Source organism: Streptomyces sp. Je 1-332, assembly GCF_040730185.1.
GTDB lineage: Bacteria > Actinomycetota > Actinomycetes > Streptomycetales > Streptomycetaceae > Streptomyces.
The window spans coordinates 2,126,136-2,145,682 of the sequence record NZ_CP160402.1; the positions used below are offsets into that span (position 1 = coordinate 2,126,136).

At 71.5% G+C, this 19,547-nt stretch carries 19 protein-coding genes; 4 read left to right on the top strand and 15 right to left on the bottom strand.

Going from position 1 to position 19,547, the window contains the following annotated elements:
• Positions 1–61: 61 nt before the first annotated feature.
• The 3 genes from ABXJ52_RS09905 to ABXJ52_RS09915 all read right to left on the bottom strand — a co-directional run bounded on the left by ABXJ52_RS09905 (position 62) and on the right by ABXJ52_RS09915 (position 2,779).
• On the bottom strand, positions 62–745 hold the full coding sequence (locus tag ABXJ52_RS09905; RefSeq protein ID WP_367041047.1) for a response regulator transcription factor: 684 nt from the start codon (positions 743–745) through the stop codon (positions 62–64).
• Positions 742–1,968 carry a DUF5931 domain-containing protein gene (locus ABXJ52_RS09910; protein ID WP_367041049.1) on the bottom strand — a complete coding sequence of 409 codons (1,227 nt, stop codon included), beginning with the start codon at positions 1,966–1,968 and terminating at the stop codon, positions 742–744. Before ABXJ52_RS09910 ends, ABXJ52_RS09905 begins: the two co-directional genes overlap by 4 nt.
• A 64-nt stretch (positions 1,969–2,032) precedes the next feature.
• The gene (locus tag ABXJ52_RS09915) at positions 2,033–2,779 is read right to left on the bottom strand and encodes a lysophospholipid acyltransferase family protein (RefSeq protein ID WP_367048932.1); all 747 of its coding nucleotides are present in this window, start codon (positions 2,777–2,779) and stop codon (positions 2,033–2,035) included.
• A gap of 156 nt (positions 2,780–2,935) precedes the next feature.
• On the opposite strand from ABXJ52_RS09915, the gene ABXJ52_RS09920 reads away from it, so the two are divergent.
• Positions 2,936–3,715: an alpha/beta fold hydrolase gene (locus tag ABXJ52_RS09920; protein WP_367041051.1), complete on the top strand. Its 780-nt coding sequence runs from the start codon at positions 2,936–2,938 to the stop codon at positions 3,713–3,715.
• Positions 3,708–4,355, top strand: coding sequence for a hypothetical protein (locus ABXJ52_RS09925; protein ID WP_367041053.1), 648 nt, complete (start codon positions 3,708–3,710; stop codon positions 4,353–4,355). Before ABXJ52_RS09920 ends, ABXJ52_RS09925 begins: the two co-directional genes overlap by 8 nt.
• Here ABXJ52_RS09925 and ABXJ52_RS09930 read toward each other — a convergent pair.
• From ABXJ52_RS09930 to ABXJ52_RS09955, 6 genes are all read right to left on the bottom strand, one after another.
• Positions 4,352–5,116 carry an endonuclease/exonuclease/phosphatase family protein gene (locus tag ABXJ52_RS09930; protein WP_367041055.1) on the bottom strand — a complete coding sequence of 255 codons (765 nt, stop codon included), beginning with the start codon at positions 5,114–5,116 and terminating at the stop codon, positions 4,352–4,354. The genes ABXJ52_RS09925 and ABXJ52_RS09930 overlap by 4 nt on opposite strands.
• Positions 5,117–5,213: 97 nt before the next feature.
• Positions 5,214–6,155: an ROK family glucokinase gene (locus ABXJ52_RS09935; protein WP_367041057.1), complete on the bottom strand. Its 942-nt coding sequence runs from the start codon at positions 6,153–6,155 to the stop codon at positions 5,214–5,216.
• A 54-nt stretch (positions 6,156–6,209) separates the two neighbouring features.
• Positions 6,210–6,677, bottom strand: a complete 468-nt coding sequence (locus ABXJ52_RS09940; protein WP_367041059.1) for a DUF5304 domain-containing protein — start codon at positions 6,675–6,677, stop codon at positions 6,210–6,212.
• A gap of 72 nt (positions 6,678–6,749) precedes the next feature.
• Positions 6,750–7,880, bottom strand: coding sequence for an ArsA-related P-loop ATPase (locus ABXJ52_RS09945; RefSeq protein ID WP_367041061.1), 1,131 nt, complete (start codon positions 7,878–7,880; stop codon positions 6,750–6,752).
• Positions 7,881–7,959: 79 nt separating this feature from the next.
• The gene (locus ABXJ52_RS09950; RefSeq protein WP_367041063.1) at positions 7,960–8,403 is read right to left on the bottom strand and encodes an SRPBCC family protein; all 444 of its coding nucleotides are present in this window, start codon (positions 8,401–8,403) and stop codon (positions 7,960–7,962) included.
• Positions 8,404–8,493: 90 nt separating this feature from the next.
• Positions 8,494–9,243 (bottom strand): metallophosphoesterase, encoded by a 750-nt coding sequence (locus tag ABXJ52_RS09955; protein WP_367048934.1) that lies wholly within the window; start codon positions 9,241–9,243, stop codon positions 8,494–8,496.
• A gap of 339 nt (positions 9,244–9,582) precedes the next feature.
• Between ABXJ52_RS09955 and ABXJ52_RS09960 the strand changes: the two genes are divergently transcribed.
• Positions 9,583–11,379, top strand: coding sequence for an AMP-dependent synthetase/ligase (locus ABXJ52_RS09960; RefSeq protein WP_367041065.1), 1,797 nt, complete (start codon positions 9,583–9,585; stop codon positions 11,377–11,379).
• 171 nt (positions 11,380–11,550) lie between these two features.
• Here the strand turns inward: ABXJ52_RS09960 and ABXJ52_RS09965 are convergent, their stop codons facing one another.
• Entirely contained in the window at positions 11,551–12,693 is a 1,143-nt protein-coding gene (locus ABXJ52_RS09965) for a glycosyltransferase family 4 protein (RefSeq protein WP_367041066.1), read from the bottom strand.
• A gap of 114 nt (positions 12,694–12,807) precedes the next feature.
• Between ABXJ52_RS09965 and ABXJ52_RS09970 the strand changes: the two genes are divergently transcribed.
• Positions 12,808–14,076, top strand: a complete 1,269-nt coding sequence (locus ABXJ52_RS09970; protein WP_367041068.1) for a glycosyltransferase family 87 protein — start codon at positions 12,808–12,810, stop codon at positions 14,074–14,076.
• On the opposite strand, the gene ABXJ52_RS09975 is transcribed toward ABXJ52_RS09970, so the two are convergent.
• The 5 genes from ABXJ52_RS09975 to ABXJ52_RS09995 form a co-directional block, all read right to left on the bottom strand.
• Positions 14,033–15,193, bottom strand: a complete 1,161-nt coding sequence (locus ABXJ52_RS09975) for a hypothetical protein (protein WP_367048936.1) — start codon at positions 15,191–15,193, stop codon at positions 14,033–14,035. The genes ABXJ52_RS09970 and ABXJ52_RS09975 overlap by 44 nt on opposite strands.
• Before the next feature lie 74 nt (positions 15,194–15,267).
• The gene (locus ABXJ52_RS09980; protein ID WP_367041070.1) at positions 15,268–16,293 is read right to left on the bottom strand and encodes an NlpC/P60 family protein; all 1,026 of its coding nucleotides are present in this window, start codon (positions 16,291–16,293) and stop codon (positions 15,268–15,270) included.
• A gap of 230 nt (positions 16,294–16,523) precedes the next feature.
• Positions 16,524–17,555 (bottom strand): NlpC/P60 family protein, encoded by a 1,032-nt coding sequence (locus tag ABXJ52_RS09985; RefSeq protein WP_367041072.1) that lies wholly within the window; start codon positions 17,553–17,555, stop codon positions 16,524–16,526.
• A 269-nt stretch (positions 17,556–17,824) separates the two neighbouring features.
• Positions 17,825–19,174, bottom strand: a complete 1,350-nt coding sequence (locus ABXJ52_RS09990; protein ID WP_367041074.1) for an NYN domain-containing protein — start codon at positions 19,172–19,174, stop codon at positions 17,825–17,827.
• 34 nt (positions 19,175–19,208) lie between these two features.
• Positions 19,209–19,448 carry a hypothetical protein gene (locus tag ABXJ52_RS09995; RefSeq protein ID WP_363208279.1) on the bottom strand — a complete coding sequence of 80 codons (240 nt, stop codon included), beginning with the start codon at positions 19,446–19,448 and terminating at the stop codon, positions 19,209–19,211.
• Positions 19,449–19,547: the final 99 nt, after the last annotated feature.

Below are 19,547 nucleotides of genomic sequence, written 5' to 3' on the forward strand. Positions count from 1 at the left end.
GATCACGCGAGTTCACCCTTATGAGGGGTCGCCCGACGCGTATGAGGGGTCGCCCGATGTGTCACGCGTCGTCGAGACCTCGCTCGATCGCGTACCGCACGAGCTCGACGCGGTTGTGCAACTGGAGCTTGCCCAGGGTGTTCTGCACGTGGTTCTGCACGGTGCGGTGCGAGATGACCAGGCGCTCGGCGATCTGCTTGTAGCTCAGCCCCTTGGCGACCAGGCGCAGCACCTCGGTCTCGCGGTCGGTCAGCTGCGGCGCCTTCGGTTCGTCCGGGGTGCCGGGCGCCGGATCGGCCGCCAGGCGGCGGTACTCGCCGAGGACGAGGCCCGCGAGGCCCGGCGTGAAGACCGTGTCGCCGACGGCCGTGCGGCGCACCGCGTCGGTCAGCTCGGCGGTGGAGGCCGACTTCAGGAGGTAGCCGGTGGCGCCGGACTTGACCGCCTCCAGGACGTCGGCGTGCTCGCCGCTCGCCGACAGGACGAGGACGCGCAGGGCAGGGTTGGCGCCGACGAGTTCCTTGCAGACCTGGACGCCCGGCTTCAGGGGGAGGTTCAGGTCGAGTACGAGGACGTCGGGCGCGGCGGCCTGTGCGCGGCGCACCGCCTGGTCGCCGTCGCCCGCCGTCGCGACGACGTCGAACCCGGCCTCCGCGAGGTCGCGGGCGACCGCGTCCCGCCACATCGGGTGGTCGTCGACGACCATGACCCTGACGGCGCCGTCCTGCTGTCGTTGCTCGTTCATCGTTCCTTTCCCGCCTTCCCCCGTGGGACTCTCAGTTCTACTTCCGTGCCCTGGCCCGGCACCGAGATCAGCTCGGCCGTGCCGCCGATGTCCCGCAGCCGGCCCCGGATCGACAGGGCGACACCGAGCCGCCCCTCGCCCTCGGCCTCGGCGAGCCGGCCCTCGGGGATGCCGGGGCCGTCGTCCCGCACCGTCACGATCACCACGTCCGGCTCGTCCTCGACCAGGATCCAGGCTCCGGCGTCCTGGCCGGCGTGCCGGTGGACGTTGTCCAGGGCGGCGCCGACCGCGGCGGCCAACTCCCGGGCCGCCTTCGGCTCCAGGGCGACCGGAGCGCCCGGCTCCGAGACGGTCACCCGGGCGCCCGCGTACGGGAAGAGCAGGGACCTCAGGTCGCAGCTGTCACCGTCGTCGTCACCGGCTTCGTCGTCCGGCTCCTCCACCACGCGGACCACCGCGCCCATCGAGGCGTCCTCCGACTCGTGCGACGTCCTGACCAGGCCGCCCGCCACCAGTGTGCGCAGCGCGACCTCCTGCTCGCCCGCCATCCTGCCGAGCTCCGCGGCCTCGCCGCCGATCGCGCTGCCGCGCCGCTGCACCATCGCGAGGACCTGGAGCACGCTGTCGTGGATGTCGCGGGCCAGACGCTCACGCTCGCGGGTCGCGGCCTCGATCTCCAGGGCGCGGGCGAGGGTGCGCTCGGAGGCGCGGGCCACCTCGACGACGTATCCGATGGCGATGGAGGCGATGCACACGAGCAGGACGTTGTGGAGCGTGTCCTGGGTGGGCCTGCCGCGCTGCGCGATGTTGGCGACGCCGACGAGGGCCGACGCGAACGCCGCCCACCGCCAGCCGCCCTTGATCGCGAAGGCGAGCACCGCGCCCGCCGTCCATATCGACGGCAGCGTCGGGCCGTCGTGGACGATCCGCTGGTGCGAGTCGGCGACCGGCGTGAGCAGGATGCCGACCAGCGCGATGGTCAGGTCCGTGATCAGGAACCGCTTGGTGCAGCTGGCCGCGTTCGCGACCTTCGGCAGCGTGCCGATGGTCCATCCCGCGAGCACCACGTAGTACGCGACGGCCACCCACGGGCGGTCGAACTTCTCGTGCGCGGCCACGAAGAGGCCGATCGCGTACAGCATCGTCAGTACGCGGTAGCCGGTCAGGGCGCGCCACAGCGGCTGCTCGACCGACATCCTCATGACGCGTACGCGCTTGGTCATCTCCCCCACCCCTCGGGCAGCCCGGCGGCTCCCCGTGCGCCCGGCTCCTCTCACAGCGACGCGCTTACGTGCCGGACCGTTCCTTCTCGGCCGCCGCGACCGCTTTCTCCGCCTTCTTCTCCGCTTCCTTCTCGGCCTTCGCCGCCTCCGTGAGCCGGCGCTTGGCCGCCGTCGCGTACTCGTCGACGTACTCCTGGCCGGAAAGCTTCATGATCTCGTACATGACCTCGTCGGTCACCGCACGCAGGACGAACCGGTCCTGCTCCATGCCGTGGTACCGGCTGAAGTCGAGCGGCTCGCCGATCCTGATGCCCGGCCGCATCAGCTTCGGCATCACCTTGCCGGGCGGCTGGATCTTCTCCGTGTCGATCATCGCCACGGGGAGCACGGGCGCCCCGGTGGCGAGGGCCACGCGCGCGAGGCCGCCGGGCTTGCCACGGTAGAGCCTCCCGTCGGGCGAACGCGTGCCTTCCGGGTAGATGCCGAAGAGCTCACCGCGCTCCAGGACCTCGATGCCGCTCTTGATGGCCGCCTCGCCCGCGCCGCGGCCGCCGGAGCGGTCCACGGGCAGTTGGCCGACGCCCTTGAAGAAGGCCGCCGTGAGCTTGCCCTTCACGCCCGGGGACGTGAAGTACTCCGCCTTCGCGATGAAGGTGACCTTGCGGTCGAGGACCGCGGGCAGGAAGAAGGAGTCCGAGAAGGAGAGATGGTTGCTCGCCAGGATGGCCGGTCCATCGGCGGGTACGTTCTCAAGGCCTTCCACCCAGGGCCTGAAGCCGAGCTTCAGCGGCCCTCCGATGGCGACCTTCATTGCGCCGTAGATCAAACCGTGTGCCTCCTGTTAAGTGTGGATCAGACCTTAACCCGCAGTAAACCCAAAGGGCCCGACGACCCTGGTCGGTGTCAGTCCGGTCGCGTACGGTGAAGTACTCCCACCCCGCAGCCACATCTCACGAAGGAGACCGAAGTGCCGGTCCTCCCCGGAGCCGAGCCGTACCGCCACGAGGGCGGCGAGGTCGGCGTCCTCCTCTGTCACGGCTTCACCGGAACCCCGCAGTCCCTGCGCCCCTGGGCGGAGTACCTCGCGGGCCGCGGTCTGACCGTCTCGCTCCCGCTGCTGCCGGGCCACGGCACGCGCTGGGAGGACCTCCAGGTCACCGGCTGGCAGGACTGGTACGCGGAGGTGGAGCGCGAGCTGCGCGGGCTCCTCGAGCGGTGCGCGGAGGTCTTCGTCTTCGGTCTGTCCATGGGTGGCGCGCTGGCGCTGCGGCTCGCGTCGAAGCACGGCGACGAGGTGCGCGGCCTCGTCCTGGTGAACCCGGCGAACAAGGTGCACGGCCTGGCCGCGTACGCGCTGCCGTTCGCCCGGCATCTGGTGCCCACGACGCCGGGCATCGCCAGCGACATCGCCCTGGAGGGCTCGGAGGAACTCGCGTACACCCGGGTGCCGCTGCACGCCGCCCACTCGCTGCGCCGGTTCTTCCAGCGGCTCGACCGTGAACTGCCGCAGGTGACGCAGCCGTTGCTGCTGCTGCACAGCCCGCAGGACCATGTGGTGCCCCCGGCGGACTCGGCCAGGATCCTCGGCCAGGTGTCCTCCACGGACGTCACCGAGACCATCCTGGAACAGAGCTACCACGTCGCGACGTTGGACCACGATGCGGACCGGATCTTCGAGGAGAGCTACGCGTTCATCGGCCGGCTCGCCCCCAGTGTCGGTAAGGAAGGGACGGCCACCGGTGGCTGAGCAGGACAGAATCGAACCCGACGGCGACGAGAGCCGCGAGCCGGAGAAGCCCCAGGAGCCCTCCGAGGACAAGGGCCTGCCGATCGACGAGGACGCAGCCTGGCAGGCGATCGTCGCGGGGTACGGCCAGGAGCCGGCGGACCCGCCGGGCGCCAAGCCGTTCAAGTCCATCGAGGACCTGGCGCTGCTCGAACCGGAGACGAACGGGACACCCGGGTCGGGCGACGAGAGCGCCAAGAACAAGAACCTGACGGCGCCCGAGGACCCGGACGACTCCGGATCCAAGAAGACGCTGGGCGGCTCCGTCTCCTTCGCCCCCGGTATCGGCGCCGGCCCGCGTGACTACGACACCCCCGAGGCATCGGACGACGACCTCGGCGCGGACGACGAGGGCCACTTCGTCCCGCCGGAGCCGCCGCCGCTGCCCGCCGCGGACGTCACGGCGAAGTTCGCCTGGCTCGCGGTGCTCGGCGGCCCGCTGCTGCTCCTGCTCACCGTGCTGCTCGGCTGGCAGATGACGTGGTGGCTCGCGACGCTCAGCATCGGCGGCTTCCTCGGCGGCTTCGCCACCCTGGTGTCGCGGATGAAGGGCGACGACGACGAGGAGGGCGACGACCCCGGCCGCGGGGCGGTCGTCTAGGCGCGCACTGTCTTCTCGGCCGCGGGAATCCTGAGGGCGGCGAGCACCGGCAGATGGTCGGTGGCCGCCCGCAGATCCGCCTCGCTCACCCCGTCGAGCTCCAACGGCACACCGCAGCCGAGGACTTCGACCCCCTCGGTGGCGAAGATCGCGTCGATGCGCTGATGCGGGTCCCTGGGCGTCGAGGTGTTCTCGCCGCCCCAGGGCGCGGTCTCCCAGCAGTCCCGCAGCTCCGACGCGAGCCTGCGGAACGTACGCCCCTTGGGCCGGTCGTTCAGGTCGCCGCCCGCGATCGCGTGCTCCACGCCCATCCCGGCGAGTCGGTCGAGCAGCATCCCGCCCTGCTCGTACCGCTCGTCGGTCTGCAGGCTCAGATGGCAGCTCAGCACGCCGAGCCGGGCGCCGCCGAACCGCACGACGGCGGTGGCGAAGCCCCGCCGGTGCAGTCCCGGCGTCAGCGGGAGCAGTACGTCCTCGGTCCGCTCGACGGTGGCCCGCAGCGAGCAGAGCAGCGCGGGCCCGGACGCGGTGGCGCCGCCCGAGAGCACCACCAGGTCGGCGGCGCGCGCCAGCCGCGCCAGCTTCTTGCGCCACCGGAAGAACCGGGGCGCCTCCTGGATGAGTACGAGGTCGGGCGCGCAGGCGGCGATGACCCTGGCCAGCGCGTCGGTGTCGTCCCGCATGGACCGGATGTTGTAGCTGAGCACCCGGATCACGGCTGAACCGTCGTCTTCGGTGCGGGAGTTGGGCAGCGTCACCATGGGGATCAAGATACGCGCTGCTGGGTGCCGGCACGCCGAGGCCCGCCGCCCCGGAAGGGGACAGCGGGCCTCGTACGAGATGCGGGGTCAGCCGGAGCTACCCCTGGCGCGCCAGGTCGGCGGCGCCCACGAGCCCCGCCTTGTTGCCGAGCTGCGCGGCGAGCACCTGCGCGTGCGGGCGCCACTGCCCGCCGATGAGCCACCGGCGGAACGACTTGCGGATCGGGTCGAGCACCAGCTCGCCCTCGTCGGAGAGGCCACCGCCCACGATGAAGGCGGAGGGGTCGAAGAGCGAGGCGAGGTCGGCGAGGCCCGCGCCGACCCAGCGGGCCAGCTCGCGGTAGGAGTCGACGGCCACGGGGTCGCCCTGCCGGGCCGCCTCGCTGATGTGCTTGCCCTCGATGCCTTCCACGGTGCCGTCGCCGAGTCCGAGCAGGATCTCCGCGTTCTCCGGCGTCGCGTTGGCGCGCTGCTGTCCGTAGCGCAGAAGGGCGCGCCCCGATGCGTACTGCTCCCAGCAGCCCTGGCTTCCGCAGCCGCACAGCAGGCCGTCCGGCACGACCCGGATGTGGCCGAACTCGGCGGCCACGCCGAAGCGTCCGCGGCGCAGCTTGTTGCCGATGATGATGCCGCCGCCGAGGCCGGTGCCCAGCGTGATGACGATGACGTCCTCGTGGCCCGCGCCGGCGCCGAAGCGGTACTCGCCCCAGGCCGCGGCGTTCGCGTCGTTCTCGACGACGACCGGCAGGCCGACCCGCTGCTCGACCTTGTCCTTCAGCGGCTCGTGTCGCCAGTCGATGTTCGGTGCGAAGAGAACGGTGGCGCGCTTGTCGTCGACGTAACCGGCGGCGCCGATGCCGACGGCCTCCACGTCGTTCCCCTTGCCGGCCCCGGACACGGCGGCACAGATCGCGTCCACGATGCCTTCGGCGGTCGGCGGCGTGGGCACCTTGTGGGTGTCGAGAATGGTGCCCTCTTCGTCGACCACTCCGGCCGCGATCTTCGTGCCGCCGATATCGACGCCGATGGTGAGTCCCATGTGTCCCTCAGTTTCGGTCGAGCCCCGCTATGGGCAACCGTACCCGAGGGGTAGTCAGTCCAGGTCGATGTGTTCACCGGGACCGGGACCCTCGTCCCGCGGGCCGGGACCCTTCGCCGCGTCGCCGCCGCGGGTCCAGCGGCCCTCCTGGCCCTCGACCGCGGAGCGGTAGGCGGCGAGCAGTTCGCCGCCGGCGGCCGCGAGGTGGTCGAAGACGTCGGGGTTGCGCTCGATGACCGGTTCGACGGCGGCCTTCGCCTGCTGGACGACCTGCCGCACGGTCTGCTCGACGGCGCCCTGCGCGACCGCGCCGAGCAGCGGCGTCTGGAGCCCGGACAGCTTCTCCGACACGGCGTCGACGAGCTTGCGCAGCTCCTCGCCCGCCGATCCGGGCTGCGGCCCGTACTGGGCACGGCGCCGGGCCTTCTCCGCGGCGAGGTCCTCGGCGCACGCCTGCTCCCACGCGTCGGCGTCGGCGCTCGCTTCGGGTTCGGGCACTTCGCGCTCGGTGGCATCGCTCATGACGGACAGACTCCTGCGGAGGGCGGCCTATGCATTCGTACTCTCGACGTTACCCGAACGGCGGTAGCCCGTTCACCGTGTGCGCGGCCACAGATCGGGGTCGGGCGCGAACCGCACCCGCAGCTCGCCCTCGCGCAGCCCGGCCCCCACGACGGTGCAGCGACGCAGGGCGGACGGCAGGGGCACCATGCGCCGGAAGGGACCCGCGGTGACGACGAGTTCGTCCCCGCGCCGGATCAGACCGAGTTCTTCGCGTACGGCGCCGGGGAGCGGGATGTGCCAGAGCAGTACGCCCTCGTCGGCGAGGGCGTCCACGACGGGCCACCGCACGGGCTCCTGGGCCGGGGCGGGGGCAGGCACCCCGAGGCCCGCCAGGTCGTCGGCGCCGCGGGGGTCGCGGCACAGGTGCGGGAGGGGGATGAGCCGCTCGCCGTACGTCTCCTGCCACTCGTCCAGGGTCTTGCGCTGCTGGGCGATGAGCGCGGCGAACCACGTGTCGGCGGTGTCATCGGGCAGGACGCGGTTGGCGTGCAGGGCGTCGGTGCGCAGGCCGAGCAGCGCGAGGCCGGTGGCGGCGGCGCGCACGGCGTCGGCGCCCGCGGGTCCCGGCTCCGCGACCAGGCGGACGGTCGTGCCAGGGGCCTCGATCACGGCCTGCGCGGCGGCGAGCTCGGTGTCCCAGCGGGCCGCGGTCTCGTACAGCCAGGCGGCGGGCATCGGGACGCCCGCGATGCGGCCGAGCATGGGCCGCAGGGCGCGGGCCGCCTGCCGTTCGGGCGGAAGCAGCCTGCGGAGATAGCGGCGCAGCTGCTCGGGGAGCGCGAGGACGGTGAGGGCGCGGGGCACCGGGGGCAGGTCCACGACCACGGTGTCGTACGCGGCCTGTCCGGCGTCCCGCAGGGCACGCAGCAGGGCGAGCTCGTCGCTGCCCGGCAGGGGGGTGAGCTCCTCGCCTTCGAGGCGGCCGGCGCCGAGCAGGTCGAGCGCGGAGGCGGCACGATTCTGCAGGGCCAGGAGGTCGGCACGGAACTCGTCGCCGGGGGCGAGGCACTGGACGGTGAGGCCTTGCTCTTCCCCGGTGTCGATCCGGTCGGCGGTGATCAGGAGGGTCCTGCGGCCCTCGCGGGCGGCGGACAGCGCGGTGGCCGCGGCGACGGTGGTTCGGCCGGAGCCGCCGGGGCCGGTGACGAGGAGGGTGCGCATAAGGGTGAACGGTACGTGAGTCGAGACCGCCGCTTCGCGGCGGATTCCTCCCGGCCGGCCACCCGATCGCCCCGCGGTATCAAGCCTTCGGGCCGGACTCCACCCGCTTCTTCAGGCCCGCGAGCGCCCGGTCGGTGATGACCTTCTCCGCCTTGCGCTTGATCATCCCGAGCATGGGGATCTTGACGTCGACGGTCAGCTTGTACGTGACCTCGGTGCCCGCGCCCACGGGCCGCAGGAGGTACGTCCCGTCGAGCGAGCGCAGCATCTGCGACTTGACGAGGGTCCAGCTGACCTCGTTCTCGCCGGTCCACGTGTACACGAGCGTCTGGTCGTCCTTGATCGCGCCCGCGTCCATGACGAGGCGGACCTGCTTGGCGCGGCCCTGGTCGTCGGTGTCGAGCACCTCCGCCTCCTTCACCTCACCCGTCCAGTCCGGGTAGCGCGCGAAGTCGGCGATCACCCCCATCACCTCGGCCGGTGCCGCCTCGATCGTGATGCTCGAGCTGGTGTGTTCCGCCATCTCTGTGGCTCCTCCAGATGCGGTCCGGTACGGGGGGTGGTGTGTACGTGTGTGACGCGTGAAGGCTACCGCGCACGAAGTGGCCCACCGTCACCACTCCAGGGCCCACGGCCTGCCCGAGCTCGCGAAGTGCCCCACGTTCACACACTCCGTCGCCCCGATCCGCATACGTCGGGTCAACGGCTGGTGAACGTGGCCGAAAAGTGCGTAGCGCGGGCGGGTCTTGTGAAGGGCCGCGAGCAGTGCGCGGCTGCCCCGCTCGAAGCGGCGCGCGACGGTGTCGTACAGGAGCTCGGGCACGTCGGGCGGGATGTGGGTGCAGAGCACGTCGACCTCGCCGACCGCCTCGATCTTGGCCGCGTACTCCTCGTCGCTGATCTCGTACGGCGTCCGCATCGGCGTACGCAGACCGCCGCCGACGAAGCCGAAGACCCGGCCGCCGATCTCGGCCCGCCCACCGTCGATGACGGTGGTGCCGGGGCCCGCGTACTCGGGCCAGAGGGCCGGCATGTCGACGTTGCCGTAGGTGGCGTACGTCGGTGTGGGGAAGGCGGCGAACATCTCGGCGTACTGCTTGCGCACCGCGCTCTCGATGGCGGGCCCGCGGTCCATGCCCGCCCACAGCCGTGCGCCCAACTCCCTGGCCTCGTCGAAGCGGCGGGCCGTGCGCAGCTCGACGAGACGGTCGGCGTTCTCCTCGCCGAAGAGGTCGGGGAAGATGCCGCGCGAGTGGTCGGCGTAGTCGAGGAAGAGGACCAGGTCGCCGAGACAGACGAGCGCGTCGGCCCCCTCGCCCGCGCGGGCGAGGTCCTTCGTGTTGCCGTGCACGTCGCTGACCACATGGACCCGGAAACCTGACATGCCGATCACCCTAGAACGCGCGGGCAAACGTGGGTAGAGGCCCGGAGAAGGGGTGAGAAGGGGGCGGACCTGCGGTTACTTCCGAGTCGGGAATGGCGTGGCGTACTGTGCGGTTCAGACCACAACGACGTGTGACGCACCGAACATCTGGCCCGGACCCCCTACCGAACAAGCCATACCCATGGGTAACGTCCGGGCAGTCCAGTAGTGCTCCAGCCTTCTTTCCCCCCATGTCCACGGAGCACCTGCCCGATCTTGGACCGCACCGTCGCATCGCACAACGTCGTGGCGCCGGCGCCCTATGTAGGAGCAGCAGTCTTGCGCGAGTTCAGCCTTCCGGCCCTGTACGAGGTCCCTGCGGACGGCAATCTGACCGACATCGTCCGCAGAAATGCCGCGCAGCACCCGGATGTCGCCGTCATCGGCCGCAAGGTGAACGGCACATGGCAGGACGTCGACGCCAGGACCTTCCTCGCCGAGGTGCGCGCCGCCGCCAAGGGGCTCATCGCCTCCGGGGTGCGCCCCGGTGACCGTGTCGCCCTGATGTCCCGCACCCGTTACGAGTGGACGCTCCTCGACTTCGCGATCTGGAGCGCGGGCGCGGTCACCGTGCCGGTGTACGAGACGAGCTCCGCCGAGCAGATCCAGTGGATCCTGGGCGACTCCGGCGCCGTCGCCATCATCGTCGAGCTCGACGCGCACAGCGCCGCCGTCGACTCCGTGCGCGACCGCCTGCCCGACCTGGTCGACATCTGGCAGATCGACCGCGGCGGCGTCGACGAGCTGAACCGCGCGGGCGCCGATGTCTCCGAGGAGACCGTCGACGAGCGCGGCGCGGTCGCGGGCGCCGACGACCCGGCCACCATCGTCTACACCTCGGGCACCACGGGCCGCCCCAAGGGCTGCGTGCTCACCCACCGCAGCTTCTTCGCGGAGTGCGGCAACGTGGTGGAGCGCCTCAAGCCCCTCTTCCGTACCGGCGAGTGCTCGGTGCTCCTCTTCCTTCCTGTGGCGCACGTCTTCGGCCGCCTGGTCGAGGTCGCCGCGCTGATGGCGCCGATCAAGCTGGGCCACGCGTCCGACGTCAAGAACCTCACGGACGAGCTGGCCTCGTTCAGGCCGACCATGATCCTGGGCGTCCCGCGCGTCTTCGAGAAGGTCTACAACTCGGCGCGGGCCAAGGCGCAGGCCGACGGCAAGGGCAAGATCTTCGACAAGGCCGCGGACACGGCGATCGCGTACAGCCGCGCGCTCGACACCCCGAGCGGTCCCTCGCTCGGCCTGAAGATCAAGTACAAGACGTTCGACAAGCTGGTCTACAGCAAGCTGCGGGCCGTCCTCGGCGGGCGCGGCGAGTACGCGATCTCGGGTGGCGCGCCCCTCGGCGAGCGCCTGGGCCACTTCTTCCGCGGCATCGGCTTCACGGTCCTGGAGGGCTACGGCCTCACCGAGTCCTGCGCGGCGACCGCCTTCAACCCCTGGGACCGCCAGAAGATCGGCACGGTCGGCCAGCCGCTGCCCGGCTCGGTCGTCCGGATCGCCGACGACGGCGAGGTGCTGCTGCACGGCGAGCACCTGTTCACGGAGTACTGGAACAACGAGGGCGCGACCGAAGAGGCGCTGGCCGACGGCTGGTTCCACACCGGTGACATCGGCACGCTCGACGAGGACGGTTACCTCCGGATCACCGGCCGCAAGAAGGAGATCATCGTGACGGCGGGCGGCAAGAACGTCGCTCCCGCGGTGATCGAGGACCGCATCCGCGCGCATGCGCTGGTCGCGGAGTGCATGGTCGTGGGCGACGGGCGGCCCTTCGTGGGGGCGCTGGTCACGGTGGACGACGAGTTCGTGGGCCGCTGGGCCCTGGACCATGGAAAGCCCGCGGACTCCACGGCGGCTTCCCTGCGGGACGACGTGGACTTCCTCGCGGAGATCCAGAGCGCGGTGGACGACGGCAACGCGGCCGTCTCCAAGGCGGAGTCGGTGCGCAAGTTCCGCGTTCTCGGTTCGCAGTTCACGGAGGAGTCGGGGCATCTGACTCCGTCGCTGAAGCTGAAGCGGAATGTTGTCGCGAAGGACTACGCGGACGAAATCGAGGCGATTTACCGCGGGTAGCGTTTGCGGTGCCGCCCACTCGCCGTGGGGGTGCTGTTTTCTCGCGCCTACCGGTCGCACCTGGTTGCTCGCGCAGTTCCCCGCGCCCCTTAAGGGGCGCGGGGAACTGCGCGACAAGCCCACGACGACGGTCAGCCGCGCAACAAGCACCCGCGGCAACCCCTCACCCGCTCAAAGCAGTTCCCGCAACCGCTCCGCCAGGAGATCCCAGCGCCACCGCTCCTCCACCCACTCCCGGCCCCGCTCCCCCATCCGCGCCCGCAGCTCCGCATCCCCGAGCAGGGGGATGATCCGGTCGGCGGCCGCCTCCGGGGAGTCTCCCCGGACGACCCAGCCCGTCTCCCCGTCGAGCACCGCGTCCGGCGCCCCGCCGGAGTCACCGGCCACCACGGGAAGGCCGGTCGCCGAAGCCTCCAGGTAGACGATCCCGAGGCCCTCCACGTCGAGCCCGCCCCGCCGGGTGCGGCAGGGCATCGCGAAGACGTCGCCCGCGCCGTGATGCGCGGGAAGCTCCTCCCACGGCACCGCCCCGGTGAACCGCACGGAGTCCGAGACACCGGTCTCGGCGACCAGTTTCCGCAGCTCGTCCTCGTAAGGGCCGCCCCCCACGATCAGCAGCACCGCCTCAGGCTCCCGAGCCAGAATCCGCGGCATGGCCAGGATCAGCGTGTCCTGCCCCTTGCGCGGCACGAGGCGCGAGACGCAGACGACGACCGGGCGGTCCGTCAGGCCGAGGCGGGCCCGCACGGCCTCACCACCCGAACCGGGGTGGAACGTCTTCTCGTCGACGCCCGGCGGCAGTTGCACCATCCGCCCGGCCGCCGCGGGCGAAAGCGCCGCGGCGATGCGCGAGCGCGTGTACTCACCCAGATAGGTGACCGTGTCCGTCGAGTCACCGATGCGCCGCAGCAGTTGGCGTGACGCGGGCAGCTGCGCCCACCCCGCCTCGTGCCCGTGCGTCGTGGCGACAAGGCGCCGCGCGCCCGCCTTGCGCAGCGCCGGTGCCATCAGCCCCAGCGGCGCCGCGGCCCCGAACCACACCGACTCGCAGCCGTGTTCCCGCAGCAGCGAGACCGCGCGCCGCGTGACGCGCGGGGTCGGGAGCAGCATCGTCGTGGGGTCACGTACGACCTTGAAGGGCTGCTCCGCGTCGAAGGCGGCCGCCGCCTCGGCGCCCTCGCGGCCCCGCTTCCACGTGGAGGCGTAGACGACGAGCTGGTCGGGGTCCAGGCGCAGCGCCATGTTGTGCAGGAACGCCTGGATGCCACCGGGCCTGGGCGGGAAGTCGTTCGTGACGATCAGGGTCTTGTGCATCGACGCCGACAGTACCGAAAGCCCGCAGCGACGTGGGACGGCCTCGCCTCCCGGACGGCCCCGCCTCTTGGCCCAGCCCCGGCCCCGCCCGGCATCATTGACCCCCGAACCACAATGAAGTATCCGAAAAGGGGCGTGGTGCGCGTGGCGCGGATCCTGACCGTCTGGGTCCTGACCAGGACCGTGCTGCTGCTCTGCGTCTTCAAGGTGCTCACCGTCCCCGGCCCCGACGTGACCAGTGACGTCGCCGTCATCTACCAGGGCTGGTACGAGGTCCTGCGCACCGGCACCTTCCCCCTGGACGACGTCACCTGGCAGTACCCTCCCGCCGCCGCCCTCGCGGTCCTCTCCCCCGCCCTGCTGCCCTTCGTGGACTACACGTCGGCGTTCTTCGTGCTCGCCTTCCTCGCCGACGGGCTCGTCTGCGGGCTGCTCCTGTACGCGGGCCGGCGGCCCGGCAAGTCCCTTCGGGGGGCCTGGGTCTGGGTCGCGGGCGTGGCGCTGCTCGGGCCGATCGTGTACGCCCGTTACGACGTGATGGTGACGGCCGTCGCGGTCGCCGCGCTGCTCGCCGGGGCCCGGCACCCCCGCACGATGGGGGCGCTCGCGGGGTTCGGCGCGCTGCTCAAGGTGTGGCCCGCCCTGCTGCTCATCGGCATGCCACGCGCGCGTGCCACCCGGAGTTCCTGGGGCGCGGCGGCGGTCACCGCGGTCGGCATGACCCTCGTCTTCCTGGTGACGATGCCCGGCGCGCTCGCCTTCCTGACCTTCCAGCGCGACCGCGGCACCGAGATCGAGTCGCTCGGCGCGCTCGTCTTCCATGTCGCACGCCACCTCGGCTGGCGGGGCGAGGTACAGCTGAACTACGGCTCGGTGGAGTTCCTCGGCCCGTACGTCACGCTGGTCAGCACGGTGGCGCAGGGGCTCTCCGTGGTGGCCCTCTGCTGGCTGGTCGTGTGGCGGCTGCGGGCCCGCGTCCGTTCGGCGAGCACGGTCGCGGACGCCGCCTTCGTCGCCGTACTGCTGTTCACGGCGACGAGCCGGGTGATCAGCCCGCAGTACCTCCTGTGGCTGGTCGGGGCCGCGGCCGTGTGCCTGGCGTTTCGCGCGAGCCGCATGGCGCTGCCCGCGGGCCTGGTGCTCGCGGCCACGTTCGTCACGTTCCTGGAGTTCCCCCTCTGGTTCTCGCACGTGGTGGCGAGCGACCCGCTGGGCATCACCCTGCTCTTCGTGCGCAACGGTCTGCTCGTCGCGGCGGCGCTGCTCGCCTGCCGGAACCTGTGGCGGCAGACGGTGGCCGAACCGCGGGCCCGTGAGCGCGCCGCGGCGTCCGGAGAGGTCAGCCGAGCTCCTCGCGCAGATACGTACGCCACCGCTCCGTGAACTCCTGCGGGGTGATGTCCAGGACCTCCCGCAGCGCGTCCTCCACGGCGCCCGGCTTCTTCTTGTGCGTGCCGACCTCTTCGTAGAAGCGCGTCAGCGGTTCCTCGCCCCACTGGTCCGCGATCATCCGGCAGGCCAGCCACGACCCCTCGTAAGCCTGCGCCAGCTTGCCCGCGTCCCCGCTGAAGCCGAAGGCGTCGTCATCGGGGAGCGCGGCGGGCAGTTCATCGCGCTGGACGGCGCGGCGCAGTTCGGGGGCCGCCTGCGCGGCGCTACGGCCCGTCCCGCGGTAGCCCACCCAGTCGGCGAAGCCTTCGGAGAGCCACAGGGGGGTCGCGGGTGAGGTGTGCGCGCGGGTGGCCACGTGGGTCGTCTCGTGGGTCAGCACGACCTGCTTGCCGAAGTCGCCGAGCACGCCGTACGCCTCGGGGTTGACGATGATCCGGTCCGCGGGCGCCGCCCCCGAGCCGCCCGTCTCGCCCGTGGTCACCGCCGCGATCCCCTGGTACCCGGAAGCGGGCGACCCGAGCAGCCCCGCCATGCCCTCCAGGGACTCGGGCACCATGACGACGACCCGCAGTGGCCACTTCTCCCGCCAGGCGTCCCGCACCAGGGGAACCGCCCGGTCGGCGAGGTCCGCGTACTCGTGCAGCGTCGTCTCGTCCTCCTCGCCGCGCCCGACACCGAGGACGAGGCTGTGAGCGCCCCGTACGGACGTCACGGGCCCCTGGTCCCAGAGTTGCTGCGTGGCCTTCTTCGCGGGCCCCTCAGCGGTGACGTACCACCGTCCGTCGCGCTCCTGGAGCGTGAGCGCGCGCGAGGTGGTGAGCGGTTCGCTGTCGTAGCCCTTGATCCGGTACCGCAGGTCGGCGGTCGCCGTGGCCCGCGCGCCGCTGCGCCGGAAGTCGGTCAGGCGGTACTGCCAGGACTGGAGCGGAACCTCGCGGAGGTTGTCGAAGTCCTCGGTGGCCTCGGTTTCCCGGCCCGTGGCGCGGTACGCCCGCGCGTCCCGGTCGAGCAGCGCATCGGCACGCCGGTCGAGCAGCCTGCGCACGTCGCCGGGCGCGGCATCGGGCGCCGCGGGACCGCCGCACCCGACGAGCAGGGCGACACACATCCCGATGACCCACGACCCACGCCCGCGACCAGCCACGTTTCAGATCGTACGGGCAGCGGGCCGCGGGCGGCCGGTCAGATCCGCGTCACCGATGACACCGGCATCATGCCGACCGGGTCGTAGCGCACGGGGGCGCCGGGGTAGGGGGCGTGCACGACCTGGCCGTTGCCCATGTACATCCCGATATGGCTCGCGTCGTCGCGGTAGGCGACGAGGTCACCGGGCTGCGCCTGCGCCAGCGGCACCTGGCGCCCCGCGTACCGCTGGGCCTGCGACGTGCGCGGCAGGCCAACGCCCGCCTGGGCGTACGACCACTGCGTGAGGCCCGAGCAGTCGAATCCGGAGGGACCGTTGGCGCCCCACACGTAGGGCTTGCCGATGGCCGACCTGGCCGCCGCGATCGCCGCCGCGGCCCGCGACGAGGACGGCCCCGCGCTTCCGAGGTCCGGCATCTCGTCGCGGCCGGAGCGCGACGCCCGGTCGTACTTCTCCCGGTCCTGCGAGGACAGCGAGTTGAGCAGCTGACGCGCCTTGGCGAGCTTGTGCTCGACGCTGCGCTTGTGGCGGGCCACGGCGGTGCGGCTCTTCTCCAGCTCGGAGAGCTTGTGCCCCGCCTCCGTGCGCTCCTGGGCGAGGCTGCGCTGGGCCTTCTGCAGATCGGTCAGTTCACCGGCCTGCCGGGCGTTGATGCGGTCGAGCGCCGCCGCCTTGTCCAGATAGCCGTCCGGGTCGGAGGAGAGCAACAGGGCGAGGGAGGGGTCGATGCCGCCCGAGCGGTACTGCGCCCCGGCGAGCGAACCGAGCGCGCCGCGCATGGTGTTGATGCGCTCCTGGCCGCGGGCGACGCTGTCCTTGGCCTGCTCGACCTGCTCGCGCAGTGTGTCCGCGCGCTCGTCGGCCTTGTTGTACGCCTCGGTGGCCTTCTCGGCCTGCTCGAAGAGGCGGTCCACCTTGGCCTTGGTGGTGGCCGGCGTGTCCTGCGGCGCGGCGCCCGCCGGTGCGGCGAAGGCGGCCGCGGCGGTTGCCGCGGCGGCTGACAGGACGGTGACGCGCGTGCTCCGGTCCAGGCCGGACAGCGCGAGACGACGATGGGACCCCACGGGAAGCCGCTCTCCCTCCGCTGACGGACCCCCGGACGAAGGACGAACCGGGGGAAAGTCCCCCCGATCCGTCGGGGGATGCGCGCGACAGTAGCCGTGGGATCACGTCACGGCCAAAGACCCTGCCGGGCACACAACGTGACGCCCCGCCGGAGACGCAGGTCACCGACGGGGCGCGGGGTCAGCGTGAGTTGCCGGAATTCGCCCGTTCGGACGGCATGCCGGTCGTTTCAGATGCGGACGCCGAACTGGAAGGAGCCGATCGTGGACATCGACTCGTAGCGCACGACGGCGCCCGGCTTCGGGGCGTGCAGGACCTGCCCGTTGCCCGCGTAGAAGCCGACGTGCGCCAGGCTGTTGAAGAACACCAGGTCGCCCGGCTTGAGCTCACCGCGGCCGATCTTCGTACCGTCGTTCTGCTGGGTGTACGTGGTCCGGGTGATCTGCACCCCGGCCTGGTTGTACGCCCACTGCGTGAGGCCGGAGCAGTCGTAGGAGTTGGGGCCACTGCCACCGGAGACGTAGGGCTTGCCGATCTGCGTCGCGGCGGCGCTCAGGGCGGCCTGGCCGCGCTGCGAGGCCGGGACCTCCTTGCCGAGGTCCACGCGGTCGCCGGCGTCGCGGCTGGCGCGCGTCTCCTTGGCGGCGAGCTCCTGCTTCTCCTTGGCGGTGAGGGTGTTGAGCAGCTTCTGGGCCTCGCCGAGCTTGCCCTGGACTTCCTTCTTCTTCTTGCCCAGTTCCTTGCGCGTGTCGGCGAGGTCCTTGAGCTTGTCGGAAGCCTCCTTGCGCTCCTGCGCGAGGGTCCGCTGCTTCTCCTGGACCTTCTTGAGCGCCTCGACCTGCTGACCGCTCAACTGGTCCATGGTGGACGCCTTGTCGAGGTAGTCGTCCGGGTCGGCGGAGAGGAAGAGCTGGACGGAGGGGTCGATGCCGCCGGAGCGGTACTGCGCGCTGGCCATCGAACCGAGGCCGTCGCGCAGGTCGTTGAGGTCCTCCTGGCCGCGGGCGACCTTGTCCTGAAGCTCGCCGATCTCCTTCTCGAGCTTCTCCTGCTTCTCCTTGGCGCCGTTGTAACGGTCGGTGGCCCGGCCCGCGTCCTCGTAGAGCTTGTCGACCTTGGACTTGACCTCGTCCTTGCTCGGCTTCTCGTTCGGCGTCGCGTTGGCCGCCTGGGAGGTGAGTGCGACGGCAGCGGCGGCGGTCGCGGTGAGCACGGTCACGCGCGCGCGGCTCGGCTGCTTGGGTCGACGGTGGGACGCCACGAAGGCGGCTCCTTCTTCCTCCAGCCGCCTACCGAGACCCGGTCGGCGGGTACCACCGCTGTCACCCCGGATGGGTGATCAACCGAGCGGAGGTTCGAGGCGAGACCTTAGTGACCTTCTTGTGATCAGTTCAAATCCTGACGGGCAAAAAGTGGACCGCGGGACGCATATTTTACCGATAACGCACAGGCGGTAATGATCAATTGACACTACGTCGCGCAGTCGGCGCCCCAATTCGGGCATAGGGAACAGGAGTTACTTGCGCACCCTTAGCCCCGCGAAAGCCGCTTCAGGAGGACGGCCGAAGCGACGGGCCGCGCCCCCGCCTTGGCGATCCCGTCGGCCACTTCGCGGTCGGTCGACACGACGACCACGGGGCGCCCGGGAGGCTCGGCGCGCACCAGCTGGCGGATCAGTTCGTCCGCGGTGACGCCCGGCTTGGAGAACAGCACCCGCACGCCGCGCGGCGGCGCGAGCAGCACGGGCGCGGCGAGTTCGGCGCCGTCGAAGACGCAGGTCATCTCGGCGCCGGTCTGCGCGGCGAGCTGCGAGAGCGAGCCGAGAAGGCGCAGCCGCTGCTTCTCCAGGGGCATCGTCGGATAGCCGGTCTTGGTGACGTTGTAACCGTCCACGACCATGTGGGCCTGCGGCAGCGCGAGCAGCTGGTCGAGGATGGCCGGGTCGTTCTCGGAGAGCGCGCGGGCGGCGATGTCCTTGGGCGTCATCCGCCCCGGCTCGACGGCGTCCACGGTCTCGGCCGGCCGTACGGAGACGGGCGGCAGGGCCAGTTCGCGGCGCAGCCCCTGCGCCGACTCCAGGACCGTGTCGAGCAGCAGCCGTACCCGCATGTCCTCGACGCTGCGGCCCTCGCGCGCCGCCCTGCGGCTGGCCTCCAGGGCGGCCTCGCTCTCGCTGAGCCGGGCCTTGAGCCGCCGGGACTCGCTCTCGGCGGCGGACAACTGCGCCTGGCCCTCGGCGCGTGCGGCGTCGGACTCGGCGGCTGCCTTGCGCAGGGCGGCCTCCCCGCGCTTGACGTCACTGAGGGCGCCGCGCAGCTTGCGATGCATCGATTCGGCTTCCTTCTTCGCCGATTCGAGCTCCGCGCGCAGCCGTTCGGTCTCGGCCTTCGTGTGACCGCGGGCCGCCGAGAGTTCCTCGCGCAGCCGTTCGAGCTCGGCGCGGGTCTCGTCGTCCACGCGCTCGGCGTCCGCCCGCTGGGCCTCCTCGCCCGCGGCGGTCACCAGCTTCACCCAGCCGGCAGGACGCAGCACATAGGCCGCGGCCGCCACGTCGAGGAGGTCCGCGGCCGGAGGTGGTGAGCCCGCGTCCAGGGCGCCGGTCAGTTCCGGCTGCGCCTCTCTGAGACGTTCGCCGATGCGCTGCCTGAAGAGCGCGTCGCCCTCCAGGGCGGTCGCCATCGCGTTGCCCGCGAACTTCGTGCGCCGGTTCGGCGTGAAGCGTGCGTACTGCCGCAGCTGTGCGGGAAGTTCGCCGACCGTGAGACCGCCGAAGCCGTCCGAGACGATCTGGACGACCCGTCGGCGCACTCCGTCGGGCAGCGGGCGGTCGAGCACCTCAGCGGCGCCGTCGTCCGGCTCCCCGCTCGCGCTCTCCACCATCCGTCACCCCACTAGCTGTGCGGGGCCCGCTCCCTCAGGAGCCGGCGCCCGGCCTGTCCACGAGTTCCACCTGGTCCACCGCGTTGCACCAGCGGCAGCGCACCGACTCGATGGTCTCACTGACCACCTCGCGTTCCTCGATGTTCGACTCACCGGCCAGGTCGAGGTGCACATATTCGACGACCTTCGAACTGCGGGTCACGTCGAAGCGCGTGAGGTTGCCGCAGAGCTGGCAGCGCCACCTGGTGGTGTCGGTCGGCAGAGGAACCGTCATCGTGGCTGTTCGCTTTCCTTCGGGATTCCGTGGTGCGTGGTGCCCGTAACCCTAAGGCCTGTAAGGGTCTCCATGCGGCGGCCGTCCACGCGGCGGGGC